The 18,695-nt window shown below is 55.0% G+C and carries 14 protein-coding genes; 8 read left to right on the top strand and 6 right to left on the bottom strand.

Translation table 11 applies throughout. The features are described from left to right. The first annotated feature begins 2 nt into the window (after positions 1 to 2). Positions 3 to 833 carry an NAD(+) diphosphatase gene (gene nudC, locus FWJ25_RS15220; RefSeq protein WP_246166858.1) on the top strand — a complete coding sequence of 277 codons (831 nt, stop codon included), beginning with the start codon at positions 3 to 5 and terminating at the stop codon, positions 831 to 833. Continuing rightward, positions 830 to 1,681 (top strand): glutamate racemase, encoded by an 852-nt coding sequence (gene murI, locus FWJ25_RS15215; protein ID WP_149601118.1) that lies wholly within the window; start codon positions 830 to 832, stop codon positions 1,679 to 1,681. The genes nudC and murI overlap by 4 nt, the downstream gene beginning before the upstream one ends. Here murI and FWJ25_RS15210 read toward each other — a convergent pair. The 4 genes from FWJ25_RS15210 to FWJ25_RS15195 all read right to left on the bottom strand — a co-directional run bounded on the left by FWJ25_RS15210 (position 1,665) and on the right by FWJ25_RS15195 (position 7,793). Continuing rightward, entirely contained in the window at positions 1,665 to 2,672 is a 1,008-nt protein-coding gene (locus FWJ25_RS15210) for a DUF2156 domain-containing protein (protein ID WP_149601117.1), read from the bottom strand. The genes murI and FWJ25_RS15210 overlap by 17 nt on opposite strands. A 45-nt stretch (positions 2,673 to 2,717) precedes the next feature. Then, positions 2,718 to 3,371, bottom strand: a complete 654-nt coding sequence (locus FWJ25_RS15205; RefSeq protein WP_149601116.1) for a class I SAM-dependent methyltransferase — start codon at positions 3,369 to 3,371, stop codon at positions 2,718 to 2,720. A 234-nt stretch (positions 3,372 to 3,605) separates the two neighbouring features. After that, positions 3,606 to 5,786 (bottom strand): EAL domain-containing protein, encoded by a 2,181-nt coding sequence (locus FWJ25_RS15200; protein WP_149601115.1) that lies wholly within the window; start codon positions 5,784 to 5,786, stop codon positions 3,606 to 3,608. A gap of 24 nt (positions 5,787 to 5,810) precedes the next feature. Further along, entirely contained in the window at positions 5,811 to 7,793 is a 1,983-nt protein-coding gene (locus tag FWJ25_RS15195) for an HDOD domain-containing protein (RefSeq protein WP_149601114.1), read from the bottom strand. 234 nt (positions 7,794 to 8,027) lie between these two features. On the opposite strand from FWJ25_RS15195, the gene FWJ25_RS15190 reads away from it, so the two are divergent. The 4 genes from FWJ25_RS15190 (at position 8,028) to FWJ25_RS15175 (ending at position 14,103) form a co-directional block, all read left to right on the top strand. Next, positions 8,028 to 9,347 (top strand): MinD/ParA family ATP-binding protein, encoded by a 1,320-nt coding sequence (locus FWJ25_RS15190; protein WP_149601113.1) that lies wholly within the window; start codon positions 8,028 to 8,030, stop codon positions 9,345 to 9,347. A 220-nt stretch (positions 9,348 to 9,567) separates the two neighbouring features. Next, positions 9,568 to 11,106, top strand: coding sequence for a fatty acyl-CoA reductase (locus FWJ25_RS15185; RefSeq protein WP_149601112.1), 1,539 nt, complete (start codon positions 9,568 to 9,570; stop codon positions 11,104 to 11,106). A 343-nt stretch (positions 11,107 to 11,449) separates the two neighbouring features. Continuing rightward, positions 11,450 to 13,399, top strand: a complete 1,950-nt coding sequence (gene acs, locus FWJ25_RS15180) for an acetate--CoA ligase (protein ID WP_149601111.1) — start codon at positions 11,450 to 11,452, stop codon at positions 13,397 to 13,399. A 38-nt stretch (positions 13,400 to 13,437) separates the two neighbouring features. Further along, positions 13,438 to 14,103: a response regulator transcription factor gene (locus FWJ25_RS15175; RefSeq protein WP_149601110.1), complete on the top strand. Its 666-nt coding sequence runs from the start codon at positions 13,438 to 13,440 to the stop codon at positions 14,101 to 14,103. Between the two features lie 68 nt (positions 14,104 to 14,171). Here the strand turns inward: FWJ25_RS15175 and FWJ25_RS15170 are convergent, their stop codons facing one another. After that, positions 14,172 to 15,152 carry a D-2-hydroxyacid dehydrogenase gene (locus tag FWJ25_RS15170; protein ID WP_149601109.1) on the bottom strand — a complete coding sequence of 327 codons (981 nt, stop codon included), beginning with the start codon at positions 15,150 to 15,152 and terminating at the stop codon, positions 14,172 to 14,174. A 172-nt stretch (positions 15,153 to 15,324) separates the two neighbouring features. On the opposite strand from FWJ25_RS15170, the gene FWJ25_RS15165 reads away from it, so the two are divergent. Together FWJ25_RS15165 and FWJ25_RS15160 are read left to right on the top strand one after the other, a co-directional pair. Continuing rightward, entirely contained in the window at positions 15,325 to 16,551 is a 1,227-nt protein-coding gene (locus FWJ25_RS15165) for a pyridoxal phosphate-dependent aminotransferase (protein ID WP_149601108.1), read from the top strand. Positions 16,552 to 16,701: 150 nt separating this feature from the next. Next, the gene (locus FWJ25_RS15160; RefSeq protein WP_149601107.1) at positions 16,702 to 17,271 is read left to right on the top strand and encodes a YceB family lipoprotein; all 570 of its coding nucleotides are present in this window, start codon (positions 16,702 to 16,704) and stop codon (positions 17,269 to 17,271) included. 72 nt (positions 17,272 to 17,343) lie between these two features. Here the strand turns inward: FWJ25_RS15160 and FWJ25_RS15155 are convergent, their stop codons facing one another. After that, positions 17,344 to 18,603, bottom strand: coding sequence for an aspartate aminotransferase family protein (locus tag FWJ25_RS15155; RefSeq protein WP_149601106.1), 1,260 nt, complete (start codon positions 18,601 to 18,603; stop codon positions 17,344 to 17,346). Positions 18,604 to 18,695 lie beyond the last annotated feature (92 nt).

The raw sequence follows: 18,695 nt of genomic DNA, 5'->3' as shown, positions 1-18,695 counted from the left end.
TAATGACGGAATCAAAGGCAGATTGGCGCCCCGGTTGGTCCACGGAAAAACCGACAGCAGGCGATTTTATATTGCTGGTGTCAGGCTCGAATGTGATGAAACCGGAGAACGATTGGCTGGTCCCTGCGGAAGCCATGGAAACTCTGAGGGACATCAGCGAGGCTGTTTTTATCGGTCACCGCGATGGCCGCTCCGTCTACGTTGTGGGGATCGACAGCCGCGACATTCCCGAGTTGGAGGCTGTTACCCTGTGGGAGGCAATGCTGATGCGGGACGATGCACCTGTTGACCTGCTGAGTATGGGGTTTCAGGTCTGGCAGTGGTGGCTTGATCACCGCTTTTGCGGCCGGTGTGGTCAAGAGACAGGGTTTCATCCGCAGGAACGTGCCAGATGGTGTTCCGATTGTGAGATTCCCTGGTATCCGAGACTCGCCCCGTGTGTGATTGTGGTCATCTGCCGGGATGATCGTTACCTGTTGGCTAAATCCTCCCGGGCTAAACGACATTTCTATAGCCTCATTGCCGGATTTGTTGAGCCGGGTGAAAGCCTGGAAGGTGCGGTAGCGCGAGAGGTCAAGGAAGAAACCGGTCTTGATGTGACCAATATCCGCTACCGGGGGTCCCAGCATTGGCCGTTTCCACACCAGTTGATGGTCGGTTTTTTTGCCGATTATGCTGGCGGTGACCTGGTGCTTCAGGAAGATGAGATTGAGCATGCTGATTGGTTCCAGCCAGGCCAGACGCCACCGGTGCCCCCTACGACAACTATTGCCGGAGCATTGATTGCGGCCATGGAACAGGAACTGGCAGATGAAGGAGGACAGACCCGTTGAATGGCCGTGATCAGCCTCGGGTACTGATATTTGATTCTGGCGTGGGTGGGTTGAGTGTTGCTGCCTGCATTCGCCGGAAATTGCCTGCTGTAGAACTGGTTTATCTGGCCGACAACGCGGTGTTTCCTTATGGAGATCAGTCTGAGTCGGTGGTTATTGAACGCTGTGAGTCGTTAATCTCCAGCGCCCTCGCCGAGTTCTCCTGTGATGTCGTCGTGATTGCCTGTAACACGGCCAGCACGGTGGTTTTGCCTCATGTCCGGGCGACTATACCGGTGCCGGTAGTGGGTGTTGTTCCAGCAATAAAGCCTGCTGCAGCGACGACCCGAAATGGTCGAATTGGCGTATTGGCAACGCCCGCTACTGTCCGCAGGCCTTACCTTGATAACCTGATTCGGGAGTTTGCTGACCACTGTGAGGTGTCCCGGATCGGCCACCCGGATCTTGTGCGTTGGGCTGAAAATTCGGTGCGTGGCATCGGAGTACCCCATCAGGCACTGGCCGAGGCGGTGTCGGAATTTGGCGAAGCCGGTGTCGATACCGTGGTGCTGGGTTGCACGCACTATCCATTGCTTCTCGAAGCTCTCCGGCAGGTTCTGCCGGATGTGCGCTTCTGGGTGGATTCCGGAGAAGCTATTGCTCGCAGGGTGGAACACCTTCTTGACGAAAAAAGCATGAATGGTGCCTCCGGTACCAGTCATCCTGCCGCTGCCCCGGTAAGAGCCGCGCTGTTTTCCGGGCCGGTTCCGGAGGGGGTGACCGATTTTATGGTGGGCCTGGACCTGTGCCCTGACAACGTTCAGGGCTACTGGTCAGGAAAACCGGATGGGGTTACAGCAGTCGGGTGAGTTTAAACATGGCGAGGAATTCCAGTGCTGGAATGGAACGCCGGTGGCAGCAGTAGGTTTTGAAACTTTCGCCGCGGAAGCGGGATTTGGTGAATTCCAGCCCTTTGAAGTTGTATAGGAAATTGCCTTTCTCATAGACCCCGTGAAGAAGACGTTTCAGGAGCCTGCTTTCCTGGTGCTCCGGATTCTTGTCCAGAGACAGTGGAATCAGCCCCAGATCAACAAACGGAACCCCCTCGGCCTTGAAGACGTCCATGGCGTGCGCCATCAGTGTGTAAAAGATTCCCTGCCTGAAGTCAGCGTTGGCGCGGGAGATATTGGGGACGTAACTGATAATCTCGTTGTTGTGGTAGATCGGATCGAAGTAGATGAATCCGGCAGCCTTGCCATCCTGATAAGCGTAGAAATGGCGTTCGTTCTCCCGGTACTCCATCTCCATGGGGCGAATCAGAAATCGGATCTCGTTGCTTTTGCACTTCCGGGTGCGTATCCAGGCTTCTGAGATCTCTCGGGTATGGTCGTCGCTGAAACGCTCCTTCACGGTTATGTTGTTTTTCTCGGCCTGGTTCAGGGCGGTGCGGAGAATCTGCTTTTTCTTGCCGCTCAGGGACCACTTTCCAAGATCAATTCTGGATTCGCTGCCAAACTGCGTTCCATAGAGGCCAAAGCGCAGGTGGAGGAAGTCGACGACCTGCTTTGACACCTGGATGTAGCAGGCATTCGGGAAGCGGTTGTGGAAACGCTCAAGGATCACCGGGAATTTGTCAGCGGGGCAGACAGGGTCCGATAGGACAAAGGTTCCGCCCCACTTGCGCATGTAGGCCACATACCCAATTCCCGGGAGGTCGAAGTACTGCATGCCCGGTTGGAGCGTGGAGAACGACTGCGAGTGCACCCCGTATTTTTTCAGGTACCCGACTCTCTCGGAAAAACTGAAGTGACTTTCCGCGAGGTCACCCAGCCCGGCCAGGGCGAGAATCTGATCCGACATGTCTGTGCTCCCCAGTTATTGTTGTTGAACGGGTGGCCTGGCCGTTTAAGCCTGTTTGCGGCCAAGGATGGACCAGTAGCAGTCCATGTTCAGAAGCTTGAAATGCTTCTTGTCAGTGACTTCCAGTCCCAGCCGTTGCATATGTTCGGGGTAGTTGTAGATCTTGTGGAAGGCGTTGTTGGCAAACAGCCAGAAGGTAAAGACCGCCATGTACCAGTAAAGCTTCTTGAATAGCCGAGCTACGATATTACCCGTGGGGTAGCAAAAATCCCCGACAACCACCCGGGCGTCCGCTTTGCCGAGCCGAATCAGGTGCTCCAATACCTTGACCATCATGTCTTCGTCGAACACGTTCAGGAAGAAGTTGGCGACGACCATGTCGTACTGTTCGAATTCATCAACCTTCATAATGTCGCTGTGGATGCGACGGATGGAAAGGCTCGGGGCTTCTTTGATCTGGGCTTCGCCAAACTTGCGCAGCATGGTCTCTGACAGGTCTACCACGGTGACGTCCGCGCCCAGTTCTGCGGCTCTGATGGCATCCCTGCCATGGCCGACGCCGGCAAACAGGATTCTGTCGCCGGGCTTCACGGTTTCCACGTCGAGCATGGCGGTTTTGCAGCGGTGAATGTTCTTGCCGCTATATAGATTGCTCAGGAAATCGTAAACCGGACCAATGTACTTGTACTTGTCGCGCATGATGACTGCCGCCTGTTCTTGTTGCTCGAAATGTTGTCACCTTTGTTGTCTTTATTTCCGGCTTTCTGATTCCGGAATTTCGGTGATCAACGACTGTGTGACTGAGCTTAGAGAACAGGGTGGGGGAATTATGTGCAGCAATACGCATTTCCGGATACACAAAGTAACGTTCCGCAATACTTTGCAAACCCGGTCAAGGTTTCATATAGGAATGTCGGACAATCAATAATTTTGCTAGGAGGCTACTGCCCTTGCGTTGCTTTGTCCGAGGGTACGGGTTATATCAAGGGCCGGTCTTGCCGGGCTGTAGAAGAAGCCCTGAACCTGATGACAGCCCAGCCTCCGCAGATACTCCAGCTGTTCGTCTGTTTCCACACCTTCAGCGACAATCTCGAGTTTCAGGCCGTGGGCCATGGCAACGATGGCGTTGACGATGCAGGCGCCGTCGTCACCGGCACGTATGGCTTTGACGAAGGACTGGTCCACTTTCAGGGTGTGTATGGGTAAACGGTGGATATAGTTCAGGGATGAATATCCGGTTCCGAAATCATCAATGGCGATACGAACACCCAGCTCTGCCAGTTCCCGCAGCTTTTGGCTGATCTGCTCCAGATCATTCATGATCACATTCTCGGTGATCTCGATTTCCAGGTTACCAGCGGGAAAGTTGTGGGCTTTTACGGTCTCCATCAGGGTTTCGACAAATTTCGGATGCTCCACCTGAATCGGAGACAGGTTCACTGCGAGGCGCAGGTCAGGATGGCCTGACCGAATCCACAGGCCGACATCCTGGCATGCCTTGTCCAGTACCCGTTCGCTGAGCAAACCGATCAGTTGAGTTTCTTCTGCCAGGGGCAGGAAGTCACGGGGGTACAGCAAACCTCTTTCCGGATGCTGCCAGCGTACCAGAGCTTCAAGTCCGACGATGCGGTTGGTTGTGGCGCAAACCTGGGGTTGGTAATACACACGTAGTTCGTCCCGCTCCAGAGCCTGTCTCAGGTCTCGTTCGAGATTGAGACGGTTGGCGGTATCGATGCTCATGCTGTCCGAGAAAAAGCAGTAACCATCTTTGCCTTTGCCCTTGACGTGGTACATGGCGATGTCCGCATTCTGGATCAGTTGATCCATGGTCTCGCCGACATCCGGAAAGACAGAGATACCAATGCTGACGCCAACGAAGACCTCATGCTCCCCCAACTGGAATGGAGCTTTGAGAGTATCGATCAGCTTGGTCGCAATTTGTTTGGCGTCGTCATGATTGTGAATGGAAGGCAGTAGCAGGGTGAACTCGTCGCCGCCAAAGCGTGACAGGGTGTCGCCCTTGCGCAGACACTTCTCCAGCCGATGGGTGACGGCCTGTAGCAATCGGTCACCCATCGCGTGTCCCAGAGTGTCGTTGATGACCTTGAATCGATCGAGGTCGAGAAACATGACTGCAAGCTTTTGGCCACTGCGCCGGGCATGGGTGATGGCCAGTTCAAGACGGTCCTTGAAGAGCGCTCGGTTCGGGAGGCGGGTCAGCAGATCGTGGTAGGCCTGGAAATTGATGAAGGCCTCGGCTTCCTTGCGTTCGGTGACGTCCCTTGCGGTGCCATAGAAGTGAGCGGTTTTGCCGTTGAAGTTCTCTTGAGGGTTTTCGCTGTGGGGCCAGGATTGTGGATCAATGGGGAAGGCGGTGATCTCGAAATGCCGGGTAGCCCGCCGGCTGCCGCGGGTTTTCAGGCGGACTTCCAGTGTTCTGGGATTGTCTGCGGTGATATTTGGACCATTGAGGGCGTAAGTACCCCGCGCAAGATCCCTGTCATCGATAATATGGCGAAAATGCCTGCCGCAGAGCTCAGATGGCTGATAGCCCAGCAGGCTTTCAACTTTGCTGTTCACAAAACAGACGTGGCCCTTTTCATCGAGCATGAAAACGATGTCCGGGGAACTGTTGACGATATAGCGATGCAGGGCTTCGGACTTTTCCAGCCGGAACTGAACCTGTTCGTGGGCTTTAATCAGCGACTGTTTACCGGTGACGTTTTCGACTGTGGCAAGCAGTTCTTCAGGGTCGAAGGGCTTTCGTATGTAGTCGATGGCACCCCTGCGCAGGGCCCGGCTGACGGCGGTAAAGGAACTTTCGCCACTGACAACAATGCAGCCGCATTCAGGCTGGGTATCAGCGATGTGGCTCATCACATCAAAGCCGTCCACCTCGGGCATTCGAAGATCCAGAAGCGCCAGGTCGAAGGACTGCTGATTCACCAGTTCGCAGGCTTTTCTGCCTCCGAGGGCCTCAGTGACATGGTAGCCACGTTCCTGCAGTAGTGACGAGAGCGAGCGGAGGAGACGGGGTTCGTCATCTACCACGAGGATTCTTGCCGCTGCCTCAAGACCGTTACTGAAAGGCTGATCAGTTAGTTCAGATGCCATCGGTTTGTGTCCGTTGTTTCTACGTCAGTCTGAATCGTTCTTTTTATGGCTTGCGGCAGGTAACAGAATTCTGAAGGTGGTACCTTCCTGTCCTGTCCTGCAAGCGATGATGCCCTCCATGTCATCAATTAACTGCTTTACGATGCTTAGCCCCAACCCGCTGTGGCCTTCACCTTTTGAGGTGCGCACCGGTGCAAAGAGGGAGTCCCTTACATCCTTGGGAATCCCGGGTCCCGTATCCGTTATCTCCAACTCCACCCAGTTGCGATTGTTTTGCCACACTGGAGCGGATGTTTTCAGTTCCACCTGACCGCCACTTTCCGGGAGGCTTTCCGCGGCGTTGCGGACCAGATTGATGACAACCTGCCGGATGGGCGACGCATTTGCCTGAACCCGTGTAGGCTGATCGCACGGTAGCACGTTGAAGCGGTGTGCGCTGTCAGCGAACAGGCTGTCTTCCAAAATTCGTGACAGATTGTTCAATTCTTCATTCAGATCGGTGACGTCATCCTCAGGGAGCCGGGAACCGGAGTGGCTCATCTGCAACAACAGGTTTCCGGCGCGGTCAAGTTCGTCCCGAATGATATCCAGCTCTTCCCTGACGCTGGAATCGTCCAGTCGGTTCCGGAGTTGGTAGATATATTGTCTTATGATGGTCAGCGGATTACTGACTTCATGCACCTGTTTGCGCATGGCCTCGCGGGCAATCTGTTCATTCAGCGCAGCGTTACCATCTGTGTTTGCATTGGATTGGTCGTACTGTTGGAGAACGTCCGACAGCTCGCGGGTGAACAATGATGCCAGTTCTCTGGTTGCAGCTATCCCCTGATCATCTGTGCCCAGCGCAAACACACCCGGACACGAATTCCCTGCGATTACCGGAATGGCCAACAGGGAAGGTGCGCGTAGCAGTGCCAGAAGCTGGCGGTCCAGTACAGTGGGGGGGCGATCGCCCAGGTACATCGGCTGGCGGGATGCGAATGCTTCGGTAAGGACACTACCGCCGGGTTGGGCCGAAACGGAAAAATCGGGTATATCTCCCACGGTGCCCGACAGCAACACCAGATCGTCATCGGATTGACCGAAGCACAGGGCGGGCAGGCCGGTGATCAGGGTCAGGCTATTAACGGTTTCTGCCAGAATGTCCTCGACGGGTCCCTTCTGCTCACTCAATCCCAGAGCCTGATTTGCCATAGCCTGCCGGAGGATTGTCTGCTTCAGTTTGCGGGTTGCGGTTTCGCCATCGTATTCGTTGTCCAGAGGGATGCCGAGTGATTCTGCCATACCGGAGACTTCATGGCTGATCCGGCGGTTAATCTCTCTGGTCAGCTCTTCGTTCAGGCCGAAAATGGTGGCTGCTGCGGCAATGCCAGCGGCATCCGATAATGCCAGTCGTGTCGCAAGACTGATCAGTTTTACCAGGTGGCTGGCATCCTTCAATTCATTGGGCAGCGCCTGTTGAAAGCGCATGGCATCTGCTGCTACTGATCCCAGCCCCCAGCGGGTCACCAGATCCGCAGCAATATCTGACTGGTGATTGAAGTAGTGTTGGCGGGCTTCCGCATCGGGAGTTTTTAGCGCGATCAGTTCTCCGATGTTGTGCAGCATGCCTAGCATGAACGCTTCATCGGGCTCCGGATATCGGGTCAGGGTGGCCAGTGCTCTGGCTGTCAATGCTGTGGTCAGCGAATGGCGCCAGAAATGCCGGAGCTGTTGCCATTCATCGCCTCCCAGCTCAAACAGTAATTGCCGCAGGGCAGCTGTTAGTACCAGTGTATGAAAACGCCGTGTTCCGAGCCGGAGCAGTGCCTGGTCTACTGACTGAATACGGGTAGTCGGGCCGTAGAGTGCCGAATTTGCCAACGCAAGAATGCGGGCAACGAGCGCGGTGTCTGCGGAAACGATATCGCTGATCTTGCGATAGTTCTCGTCCTGATGGCATGCCTCAAGTGCCCGGAGGGTAACCTCGGGGAGACTGGGTAGCTGAATATCTGGAGCCATGTGCATCAAACGTGTCCGCCGAGCCATCTACATCAGTTTTGGTCGTTCTGTACTGCCCGCTCAGAATTTGACGGACTGTTCATTCTTGATTTGCGTTTTTGAGCTTAGACAATTATCCGTCGTTATTAAATACTTATTGATCTTTTTTTAAGCAAAACATCATCTGCTTTGTGATATGTGTAGAAATTTTACACGTGAAAGTGCGAAAATCTTTCCATTCAAGGACGTAGATTTTCTGTGATGTCGGATAGAAAGCCTCTGAATACCGCGAAGCACAAACCAGACCAGCCCAGAACCATCGCGATCACCGGTGGAAAAGGTGGTGTGGGTAAAACCTCGGTTGCCCTCAACCTGGCGTTGACGCTTGCCCGTCAGAACAAACGGGTTTTACTTCTTGATGGCGATACTGATCTGGCGAATGTCAGCATCATGGTGGGCCTCTACCCTCAGAAGACCCTGGCCAATGTGATGGCAGGGGAGTGTCTGTTGGAGGACACGTTACTCGAAGCCGAGTATGGCTTGCATATCGTGCCCGGTGCATCGGGGGTGCAGGAATGCATGGACATGAGCCCGTCCGACAGCCTCCGGATACTCCGAGCCCTTTCCCAACTCGAACGACGCTACGATTACGTGATCACTGACACGGCTGCGGGGCTGCAAGCTGCGGGGCTGCACATGATTGCCGCGGCAGAACTGGCGTGCATTGTCGTAACTCCAGACCCGGCTTCACTGACCGATGCGTTTTCGCTGATGAAAGTCATGAAGCGTCGAGGTTACAAACGGGTACCCAGTATTCTGGTGAATATGGCGCAAGGGGCGAGCCAGGCCCGGTCTGTCTTCCAGCGACTGGAATCTGCTGCTCAACGTCATCTGGGTTTCACTCCCCATTATCTGGGGGGTATCTGGCGTGACGAAACCATACGTCAATCCGTGCTCATCCAGCGACCGGTGGCGTTGTTGCCGATCAACGATCCGTCTTGCCGCCAGTTCCACACTCTGGTGGATATGCTCGACGTCCGGTTGTCCCGTGCGCCCCGGCGCAAGGCCGGTATTGCTGCCTATTGGCACAGTGTCGCCCGCAAGCAGGGGGTGGCAGGTGGTCCGGTAAAGAGCGCCACGAAGTCGATCAGCCAGCAGGAACGTTGTGTGCGTGCGGTTGCCGAACTCGAGGCAGCTCTGGCCGAGTCAGCCAACAATGCCATGCTGCGTTATGAGGCGTTTACCCGTCTGTTTGCACTGCTGGGGAGCAGCCTGGACAGTGATACGGTGGAAATTATCCAGACCGGTCTGGGTGCTATGAAATGGGAAAGTCTGACGGCGGAGCGCAGGGAACACCTGGCTGCTCACCTGCGACACCTGGCGGACGAGATTCACCCTGCTGATCAGCATGCCTCGCCGCTGGAGGAAGCCGGAACCCTATTGCCAGAACCTGTATATGACCGGATCAGTTTTGGCGAACAGGACCAGTTGGTAAGGGCTTTAAAGGAGCAACCTGCAGACATCTCTCTTGATCAGTTGTTGCGGTCACTGGCTGGAAACAGCCAACGCGACCGGGACTGAGCACCCTCCGGGCACCTGCATATTTCCCCGTCATTTTTTTAATGGGTTTTGTATCGTAACTTTGCTGTATGTCACCGTACTGTCACCCCGACTGTGCAAAGATTGAGCGTAATTTCCGGTGGTGGCCCGCAATATGCAGCGCCCTTTCCAAGTGGTTCACAGTTTCTCCTGCCGGCAGATGTAGGACCGGCTGTCGCTCTTATTGAGAAGGAGTTCTCCTATGGCAACACAGCAGCACATCCCCGGAGAGTCATCGTCCAGGGTACTCAAGCAACTTCGCGGAAAACACGTGCTTATCACCGGAACGACCGGCTTTTTGGGCAAGGTTGTTCTTGAAAAGCTGATACGTGCGGTGCCCGATATCGGTGGTATTTACCTGTTGATTCGAGGTAACAAGCGACACCCTGAGGCCCGTGGTCGTTTCATGAACGAGATAGCGACTTCATCGGTATTTGAGCGTTTGCGCCACGAAGATAACGAAGGTTTTGAAACCTTTGTGGATGAGCGCATTCACTGTGTCACCGGAGAAGTGACCGAACCGCTGTTCGGGCTCGGCATGGATGAGTTCCGGGCGTTGTCGAAAGGACTGGATGCGGTGATTAACTCGGCAGCCAGCGTTAACTTTCGGGAAGAGCTCGACAAGGCTTTGAGTATCAATACCCGAAGCCTGGAAAGTATTGCGGAAATGGCGCGTCAGAACGACAGTCTGGCGGTGCTTCAGGTATCAACCTGCTATGTCAATGGCATGAATTCCGGTCTGGTTTCCGAGGCCGTTATCAAGCCTGCCGGAGAGGACATTCCCCGTAATCCTGCTGGCTTTTACGAGATCGACGAACTGGTTCGTCTGCTCGAAGATAAAGTGGCCGATGTTCGTTCACGTTATTCCGGCAAGGCGCTAGAGAAAAAGCTGATTGACCTGGGTATCCAGGAAGCCAATCACTATGGGTGGAGTGACACCTATACCTTTACAAAGTGGCTGGGTGAACAACTGTTGATGAAAGCGCTGCAAGGTCGCGCACTGACCATTGTACGCCCCTCAATCATTGAAAGTGCCCTGGCAGAACCCGCTCCGGGATGGATCGAGGGGGTGAAGGTCGCGGATGCTATCATCCTTGCCTACGCTCGGGAGAAGGTCACACTGTTCCCGGGCAAACGCTCCGGTATCATCGACGTGATCCCGGTTGACCTGGTCGCCAATAGTATTGTCATGGCTTTAGCAGAGGCCGTTGCTGAAACTTCAATGCATCGGATCTATCAGTGCTGCAGTGGAGGCTCTAATCCGGTCACGCTGGGTGAGTTCATCGATCACCTCATGGAAGAAGCGAAGGATAACTATGCCGAATATGATCAGCTCTTCTATCGGCAGCCGAGCAAACCGTTTATCGCGGTGAACAGGCGGCTGTTTGAAACGGTTGTGGGTGGTGTCCGAATTCCCCTGAAGATAACCAGTCGCGTGCTCAAGATGCTGGGACAGACACGAGAGCTCAAGGTTCTCAGAAATCTCGACACAACCCGCTCACTGGCGACTATTTTTGGCTTCTACACGGCGCCGGATTATGTATTCCAGAATGAAGAGCTGACCGCTCTTGCCGAGAGGATGGGTGAGGTGGATAAGGAGCTGTTCCCGGTGGATGCACGTCAGATCGACTGGGCGCTCTACCTCCGTAAGATTCACCTCGCGGGCCTGAACCGCTATGCGCTCAAGGAACGCAAGCTTTACAGCCTGCGCGCTGCCAAGGCCCGCAAGAAAGCAGCCTGATCCTGATATGCCCTCTACTGGCCTGGCCGACACCACGCGGCCAGGCCAGCTTGCCTGCCTCCATTCCTGATCACGGGTGATTCCAGTAATCAGTTGCAGATATCACTTTTCCGACTATTCTGAAAAAAGCTGCTCATTTCGCGGAAAATGTTGTCTTTTCCCGTAGGTTGCCGGCCAGATTGGGCTAAAAGCCTATATGGTTTAGGACGTTAGTCTAATTCATTGTGTAGTCGTACACATGTTGAACTTACATCTATCCGTCTTAAGGGTCCCAAGAGACCCGATCGTTCTGTATTCCAAAAACCGACAATGACAACAGACTCTGACTTAAAGGGGGAGCACAATGACTGATAAACTGGTATATCCGGTGACACCTGAAGTGGCTGAACGGGCGCTTCTTAACCGGACTCAATATGACGAAATGTATCGTCAGTCAGTCGAAGACCCGGATACCTTCTGGGGCGAACACGGCAAGCGTCTTGACTGGATCAAGCCTTTCTCCAAGGTTAAAAACACCACCTACGACTACAACAACCTTTCCATCAAATGGTTCGAAGACGGTCAGCTGAATGCCTCTGCCAACTGTCTGGATCGTCATCTGGCGACCAAAGGTGATCAGACCGCCATTATTTTTGAGGGTGACGACCCCGCAGACTCCCGCCACGTGACCTATCGCGAGCTGCATGAGGAGACCAGTAAATTCGCCAATGCCCTCAAAGGTCTGGGGATCAAGAAAGGTGATGTTGTTACCATCTATATGCCGATGATCGTCGAGACAGCTGTTGCGATGCTGGCTTGTGCGCGCATTGGTGCAATCCACTCGGTGGTCTTTGGTGGTTTCTCTCCGGAAGCGCTGGGTGCCCGGATTGTTAACGGTAAATCCCGCTTTGTGATCACTGCTGATGAAGGCCTTCGTGGTGGTCGTAAAATCCCACTGAAGAAAAACGTGGATGCAGCCCTGAAGGCCGAAGATGCCGCCAATGTGGAAAAAGTGGTGGTTGTTACGCGTACTGGCAACACTGAGGTCCCCTGGAACGAAGGTCGGGATGAGCGTTACGAAGACCTTATGAAGTCGGCCTCTGCCGATTGCCCTCCGGAGCCGATGAACGCTGAAGACCCGCTGTTCATGCTGTATACCTCCGGTTCAACCGGTGCTCCCAAAGGTGTACTGCACACCACCGGTGGCTACATGGTTTATGCATCCATGACCCACCAGTACGTCTTTGACTATCACGATGGCGATGTCTACTGGTGTACAGCTGACTTTGGCTGGGTCACTGGTCATAGCTACATTCTGTACGGCCCGCTGGCCAATGGCGCTATCACCTTACTGTTTGAAGGCGTGCCTAACTATCCGGACAGCTCCCGCATGGGGCAGGTGGTCGACAAGCATCAGGTCAACATCCTCTATACCGCTCCGACGGCGATCCGTGCCTTGATGGCTGAAGGTGAGTCCTGCATGAACGGCACCACCCGCGACAGCTTGAAACTGCTGGGCTCCGTGGGTGAACCGATCAACCCGGAAGCGTGGGAGTGGTACCATCGTGTGATCGGTAACGGTGAGTGTCCGATCGTGGATACCTGGTGGCAGACTGAGACCGGCGGTATTCTGATTACCCCGCTGCCGGGTGCTGTAGACCTCAAACCGGGGTCCGCGACTCTGCCGTTCTTTGGCGTACAGCCTGCGCTGGTGGATAACGATGGCAATGTTCTTGAGGGAGCCACCGAAGGCAACCTGGTTATGCTGGACAGCTGGCCTGGCCAGATGCGCACCATCTACGGCGACCATGAGCGCTTTGTACAAACCTACTTCAGCACCTACAAAGGTATGTACTTCACTGGCGACGGTGCCCGTCGTGACGAAGACGGCTACTACTGGATCACAGGTCGTGTAGACGATGTTCTGAACGTGTCTGGTCACCGCTTGGGTACTGCCGAAGTTGAAAGTGCCCTTGTTGCACACGACAAGGTCGCTGAGGCGGCGGTTGTTGGCTATCCGCACGACATCAAGGGGCAGGGCATTTATGTCTATGTGACTCTGGTGCAGGGCGAAGAGCCGACCGACGAACTCAAGAAAGAACTGGTACAGTGGGTACGCAAGGAAATTGGCCCCATCGCCTCTCCGGACGTGATCCAGTGGGCACCTGGACTGCCGAAAACGCGTTCAGGCAAGATTATGCGCCGGATTTTGCGTAAAATCGCTGCCAACGAGCACGACCAGCTGGGTGATACCTCTACACTGGCAGATCCGAGTGTGGTGGATGACCTCATCAGCAGTCGTGAATTCAAGTAACGTCTGGTGAGCAGCATTAACCTGTAAGGAACGTTTGAATGGCACAAACAATTATCGTCGCTGATGATCACCCGCTGTTTCGCGCAGCACTGAAACAGGCGGTCAATCAGGCGGTACCGGATGCCGAGACAGTCGAAGTCGACAGCATCAAGTCACTGCAGGCGGCGGTTGAGTCGCATCCCGATGCAGATCTGGTCCTGCTGGACCTGAATATGCCGGGTGCCCACGGCTTCTCCGGCCTCGTATTCATGCGAGGTCAGTACCCGGGATTGCCTGTGGTCGTTGTGTCAGGCTCTGAAGAATTGCAGGTTATGCGTCGTTCAATCGACTATGGTGCGTCCGGCTTCATTCCGAAGTCGGCGCCCCTGCCGACCATTACTGAAGCTATTCAGGCGGTTCTGGAAGGGGATGTCTGGTTGCCGGAAGGTGTGGCCGACAAGATTGAGCGGATGCATTCCGATGCGACCGATTTTTCCGAGAAGCTGGCATCACTCACTCCGCAGCAGTTCCGGGTGCTGGGCATGCTGGCCGAAGGCCTCCTGAACAAACAGATCGCCTACGATCTGGATGTTTCCGAGGCGACCATCAAGGCCCACATTACCGCCGTATTCCGTAAACTGGGTGTCCGCAACCGGACCCAGGCGGTTATTGCGATCCAGCAGATGGAAATCGATCCTTCGGATCAGTCGCTTTCGGGTAGCTGATTTACAGGTTGTTCGCTGAAGGCAGGGGAGAGCGACTCTCTCCTGCCTTCAGCTCTATAAATCACGGCCTAACTCCCTGCGTATCCCAGCTCTTTATCCACCAGGTTGAACATTGCCTGTCCTTTGTGCCAGTGATCGAAGTTCTCCAGGAACTGATCCGTCAGAGCGCGTTTCCAGCCAATAAAATCGCCTGCCATATGGGCCGTCATGGTCACGTTTTCCATATCCCATAGGGGATGATCTTCCGGCAGTGGTTCCTCCTCGAAAACATCCAGGCCAGCACCGGCAATCTCTCCGGCGTTAAGGGCTGCTACCAGGTCATCGGTTTTTACGATGGGCCCGCGACCGATGTTGATCAGTCTTGCCGAGTTTTTCATGGCGCTGAAGGCCTTCTCGTCAAACAAACCCTCGGTCTGGGGGGTGAGTGGTGCGGCAATTACGACGTAATCGGCGTGGCCGAGCTGTTCGTGAAGTTCATTGTTGCCGTGAACTGCCACAAAATCCGGATCGGTGTGGCGGGGGGTTCGGGCAATGCCGTGGGCAATCAGGCCGGCTGCGCTGACCAGGCGACCAATCTGTCGTCCAATGGAGCCAGCTCCTACCACGAGCACCTGCTGGCCTTCCGCGCGCTCGGTATCACGGTGTTTCCACTCATGGTTTATCTGCAGCCGGATGGATGCCGGGAAGTCCTTGGCAAACATCAGGATGGTGCACAGAACATACTCGGCAATTGTGCGATCAAAGATGCCCCGGGCGTTGGTCACAACCACTTTGCTGTTGATCAGGGCCGGAAACATCAGCGCATCCACACCGGCACTGGTGGCGTGAATCCACCTCAACTGGTCAGCACAAGGCCATGCTGCTTCCAGTGCTTCGGTCCGGAAATCCGTCACCATCATGACGTCTGTTCCCGGCAGAGTATCACGCAGGGTGACTTCATCGCTGGCGAAGCGTACTTCGGCCCTGGCCCTGATGGCCTCGGTTCCGGGTGGCTCGGGTTCACCCGGGGCTGTGAGAATGGTCACCACGGGTTTTTGCTGCTGAGTCATTGATCCTCCGCCTGGTTGATGGTCGATATGAGGAAGCATGGATAATAACAGTCTGGTTGGCCTGGTGGGTGGGGTCAAATTTTCCCTTGTAGAGCCAGAATTTACTGACTAGGCTGCAAAGGAAAGCTCTACTTTGTTTTGCTCTGATTTGCCCCGTTTTCAGGAGGTTTTTATGGCAGAAGCCGCCAACAAGGACACCGGCCAGGACAGACCCCGTAAGGTGAAATATCGTAAGCACAAGGCCAGCTGGAACCCTGCCATGCAGGCGATTCCGGTGCCGGGTATCCGTCGGATGGTAAATATGGCGGCGACCATGAAGGACGTGATACATCTCTCGATCGGTCAGCCGGATCTGCCAACACCCAAGCACATTGTTGATGCGTACGTGGATGCGCTCCATGCTGGCCAGACTGGCTACACCATGGATGCCGGGCTGCCTGAGTTGCTGGTGGCACTTCGCGACTATTACGGCAAGCGCTACAACCGCAAGCTGACCCGGGACAATATCCTGATCACCAGTGGTGCCACTGAGGCCATGTACCTCGCCATTTCGGCGACTTCCGCGCCTGGCCGACAGTTTCTCGTGACGGATCCCTCGTTTCTGTTGTATGCGCCCCTCATCCGGATGAATGGTGGGGAAGTGAAATTCATTCCCACCCGCGCGGAAAACGATCACCAGTTGGATCCGGACGAAGTCATCCGGGCCATGGGTTCCCGTACCTTTGCCCTGATCCTGAATAACCCGAATAATCCGACCGGGGCTGTTTACCCGCGCTCAACGGTTGAGACTATTCTGGAAGAGTGCGCCTATCGCGGGATTCAGGTGTATGCCGACGAGGTCTATGACCACCTGATTTTTGATGATGATGACTTTGCCAGCGTCCTGAACTGTTCCATGGACCTGGACAACATCATGTGTATTTCAAGTTTCTCCAAGACATACAGCATGGCAGGGCTTCGAGTGGGCTGGGTCATCTCCAGCCAGGCTGCGATCAAATCCCTGCGGCGCTATCACATGTTCACGACATCGGTGGCCAACACCCCGTCTCAGTTCGCCGGTGTGGCGGCGCTGACGGGTGATCAGCAGTGTGTGCAGGATATGGTTAACATCTACAGAGAGCGCCGGGACAAGGTGGTGGAGTTGATAGAGCAGACACCGTTCATGACGGGCTACAAGCCTGGAGGTGCTTTCTTTGCGTTTCCCGAACTGCCTCCCCACGTGGATGGTTCGGACCTTGCCCTGCGCATGCTCAAGGAAACTGGGGTTTGTGTAGTTCCGGGGGATGCCTTCGGGGAAGAGTCCACTAATGCTGTGAGGGTCAGCTTCTCGACGACGTGTGAAAAACTCGAAGAGGCGTTTGACCGGATTATTCCCTGGATGGCAAAACAGCAATTCTGACCTCTCCCGCCCGTTGAGCCCCGGGCTTGACCCCTTAACGGTCAGTCCGGGCTATTCCTTTCGGATTATTAACCCTGTTTATTCCCTTTCAGCAGTTGCCTGAATGCGTCGCTTAGCGCAGGATTGACTCAGATTTCATGGAGACGACGAATGAAAAAGACCTTGATGCGAGGACTGGCCGTGCTGGGATTTGTTGCGATGGCCATGACTAGCGGGTGTGCCAGCTTCTCTCCCTATTCGATTTCCGAAGGTGAACTGGAGCGGCATCTGCAGGATGTAGTCAGCAACTATGATCGGGAACAGTTACAGAGCGGTTCGCCCCTGAGCCTCAGCCTGAGTGATGCGGACATCACGTTGGGGCCGGATGGTCGTGACGTAGCCGTCATCGACGTGAAGGGGCAGGTTGCCCTGAATGCCCTGATGGCGAAACTCCCGGTGGATATTGCGTTGAAGGTGGAAGGCGCGCCGGTATACGACAGCAAGGAGAAGGCGGTCTATATCCGTCGTTTGCAGTTGCTCGAAAGCAGTATTGATTCGCCGTTGTTCAAGGGCGATCTGGCACCTGTCACAGACAATGTGATGAGGGTTGTGGCTCAGATGCTGGAAACGTTTCCAGTGTACCGGCTGGATGAAACCGATCCCACTCAGAAGATGTTTGGCCTGATGCCGGTGGATATCCGGGTTGCGCCAGGAAAACTTGAGTTTGTCATGGCGGAGTAGTCAGTCTGGCGGTTGTTGATGAAAAAGGCAGACCATGTACGGTCTGCCTTTTCATTTTCCTGAACCGAATGATCAGGCTGTGGCTTTCAGAGCTTCTTCAAAGATACTGGTTGCTTCATCGATCTGGGCCTCGTTAACAATCAACGGTGGCAGCCAGCGTACGATCTCCCCGTAGGGGCCACAGCGCAGCATGAGCAGTCCACGCTTTTCGCATTCCTTGAGAATGCCGGCGGCCCGGTCACCATCCGGAGCGTTATTCCTGCGCATCTCGACGCCCAGCATCAGGCCCATGCCACGGATATCGGCCATGTCCGAATAATCCTTCTTGAGCACGTGCAGGTTGTCCCAGAGGCGTTTACCCATGCGATCAGCATTCTCAACGAGGCCCTCTTCGCGGATGACGTCAATGGTCGCAATGGCCGCTGCAGCTGACACCGCATTCCCGCCGTAGGTGCCGCCCTGGGAGCCTGGCCAACCGCGGGACATGGTTTCTTCAGAAGCAGCCAGGGCCGAAATGGGGAAGCCGCTGGCGAGGCCTTTGGCAATCATGATGGCATCGGGCGTTACGCCGAAGTGATCATGGGCCCAGAACTTGCCACTGCGGCCAAAGCCCGCCTGAACTTCATCGAAAACCAGCATGATGCCGTGTTTGTCACAGCGTTCGCGAAGCCCCTTCATGAAGCGGGTATTTGCGGGCACATAACCGCCTTCCCCTTGCACCGGCTCGATCAGCATGGCCGCAGTCTCCTGGGGGGCGGAATAAGTGACAAAAATGCGGTCGAGCTCTTTCAGGCAGAAGTCGGTGGCTTCTTCAATGTCCCAGCCATAGTGGAAGGCGTGGGGGAATGGGGCTACGACAACGCCCCCCATCATCGGGCTGACACCGGCGCGCAAGCCAACACTGGATGTGGTCAGCGAGAGGGAGCCCATGGTCCGGCCATGGAAACCGCCATGGAAAACGATAATGTTCGGGCGGCCGGTGACCTGACGAACTAGCCGGATAGCACCTTCGGCCACTTCTGTGCCTGCATTGGAGAAAAAGAAGGCATTGAGTGGGTCGGGGGTCAACTCGCCCAGCTTCTCCGCAAGCTCCGGGAGCCTGGGATTCATGACAGTTGTTGCCTGTGCATGAATCATCGTGGCGACCTGTTTCTGGGCCGCCTCCACGACCTTCGGGTGACAGTGACCGGTACTGGTAACCCCAATACCGGAAGTGAAATCCAGATACCGGCGTCCTTCCGGATCAATAATGTAGGCGCCTTCGCCTTTGGCGGCAGTGATGCCGGTAGCCTGCTTGAGCAGTGGTGACAACTTGCCTTTGTGGTCGGTCACGATATACCTCCCGAAGTGTGTTTGGTTCCTCTAGCAGCCTAGTTGCTATCTCCCGGTTTTTAAAACCAAATAGCGAATTTAATTGACGTTTA

This window comes from Marinobacter salinexigens (assembly GCF_008370345.1).
GTDB classification, from domain to species: Bacteria; Pseudomonadota; Gammaproteobacteria; order Pseudomonadales; family Oleiphilaceae; genus Marinobacter; species Marinobacter salinexigens.
The sequence above is the reverse complement of the archived record's forward strand: the minus strand, read 5'-3'. Positions and strand labels throughout refer to the sequence as shown.

Excerpts from the sequence above, each read along its gene's own strand:
- nudC (WP_246166858.1), top strand. The coding sequence starts at position 3 with ATGACGGAATCAAAGGCAGATTGGCGCCCCGGTTGGTCCACGGAAAAA.
- FWJ25_RS15190 (WP_149601113.1), top strand. The coding sequence starts at position 8,028 with ATGTCGGATAGAAAGCCTCTGAATACCGCGAAGCACAAACCAGACCAG.
- FWJ25_RS15165 (WP_149601108.1), top strand. The coding sequence starts at position 15,325 with ATGGCAGAAGCCGCCAACAAGGACACCGGCCAGGACAGACCCCGTAAG.
- FWJ25_RS15185 (WP_149601112.1), top strand. The coding sequence starts at position 9,568 with ATGGCAACACAGCAGCACATCCCCGGAGAGTCATCGTCCAGGGTACTC.
- FWJ25_RS15195 (WP_149601114.1), bottom strand. The coding sequence starts at position 7,793 with ATGCACATGGCTCCAGATATTCAGCTACCCAGTCTCCCCGAGGTTACC.
- FWJ25_RS15200 (WP_149601115.1), bottom strand. The coding sequence starts at position 5,786 with ATGGCATCTGAACTAACTGATCAGCCTTTCAGTAACGGTCTTGAGGCA.
- FWJ25_RS15175 (WP_149601110.1), top strand. The coding sequence starts at position 13,438 with ATGGCACAAACAATTATCGTCGCTGATGATCACCCGCTGTTTCGCGCA.
- FWJ25_RS15205 (WP_149601116.1), bottom strand. The coding sequence starts at position 3,371 with ATGCGCGACAAGTACAAGTACATTGGTCCGGTTTACGATTTCCTGAGC.
- FWJ25_RS15170 (WP_149601109.1), bottom strand. The coding sequence starts at position 15,152 with ATGACTCAGCAGCAAAAACCCGTGGTGACCATTCTCACAGCCCCGGGT.
- acs (WP_149601111.1), top strand. The coding sequence starts at position 11,450 with ATGACTGATAAACTGGTATATCCGGTGACACCTGAAGTGGCTGAACGG.
- FWJ25_RS15210 (WP_149601117.1), bottom strand. The coding sequence starts at position 2,672 with ATGTCGGATCAGATTCTCGCCCTGGCCGGGCTGGGTGACCTCGCGGAA.
- FWJ25_RS15160 (WP_149601107.1), top strand. The coding sequence starts at position 16,702 with ATGAAAAAGACCTTGATGCGAGGACTGGCCGTGCTGGGATTTGTTGCG.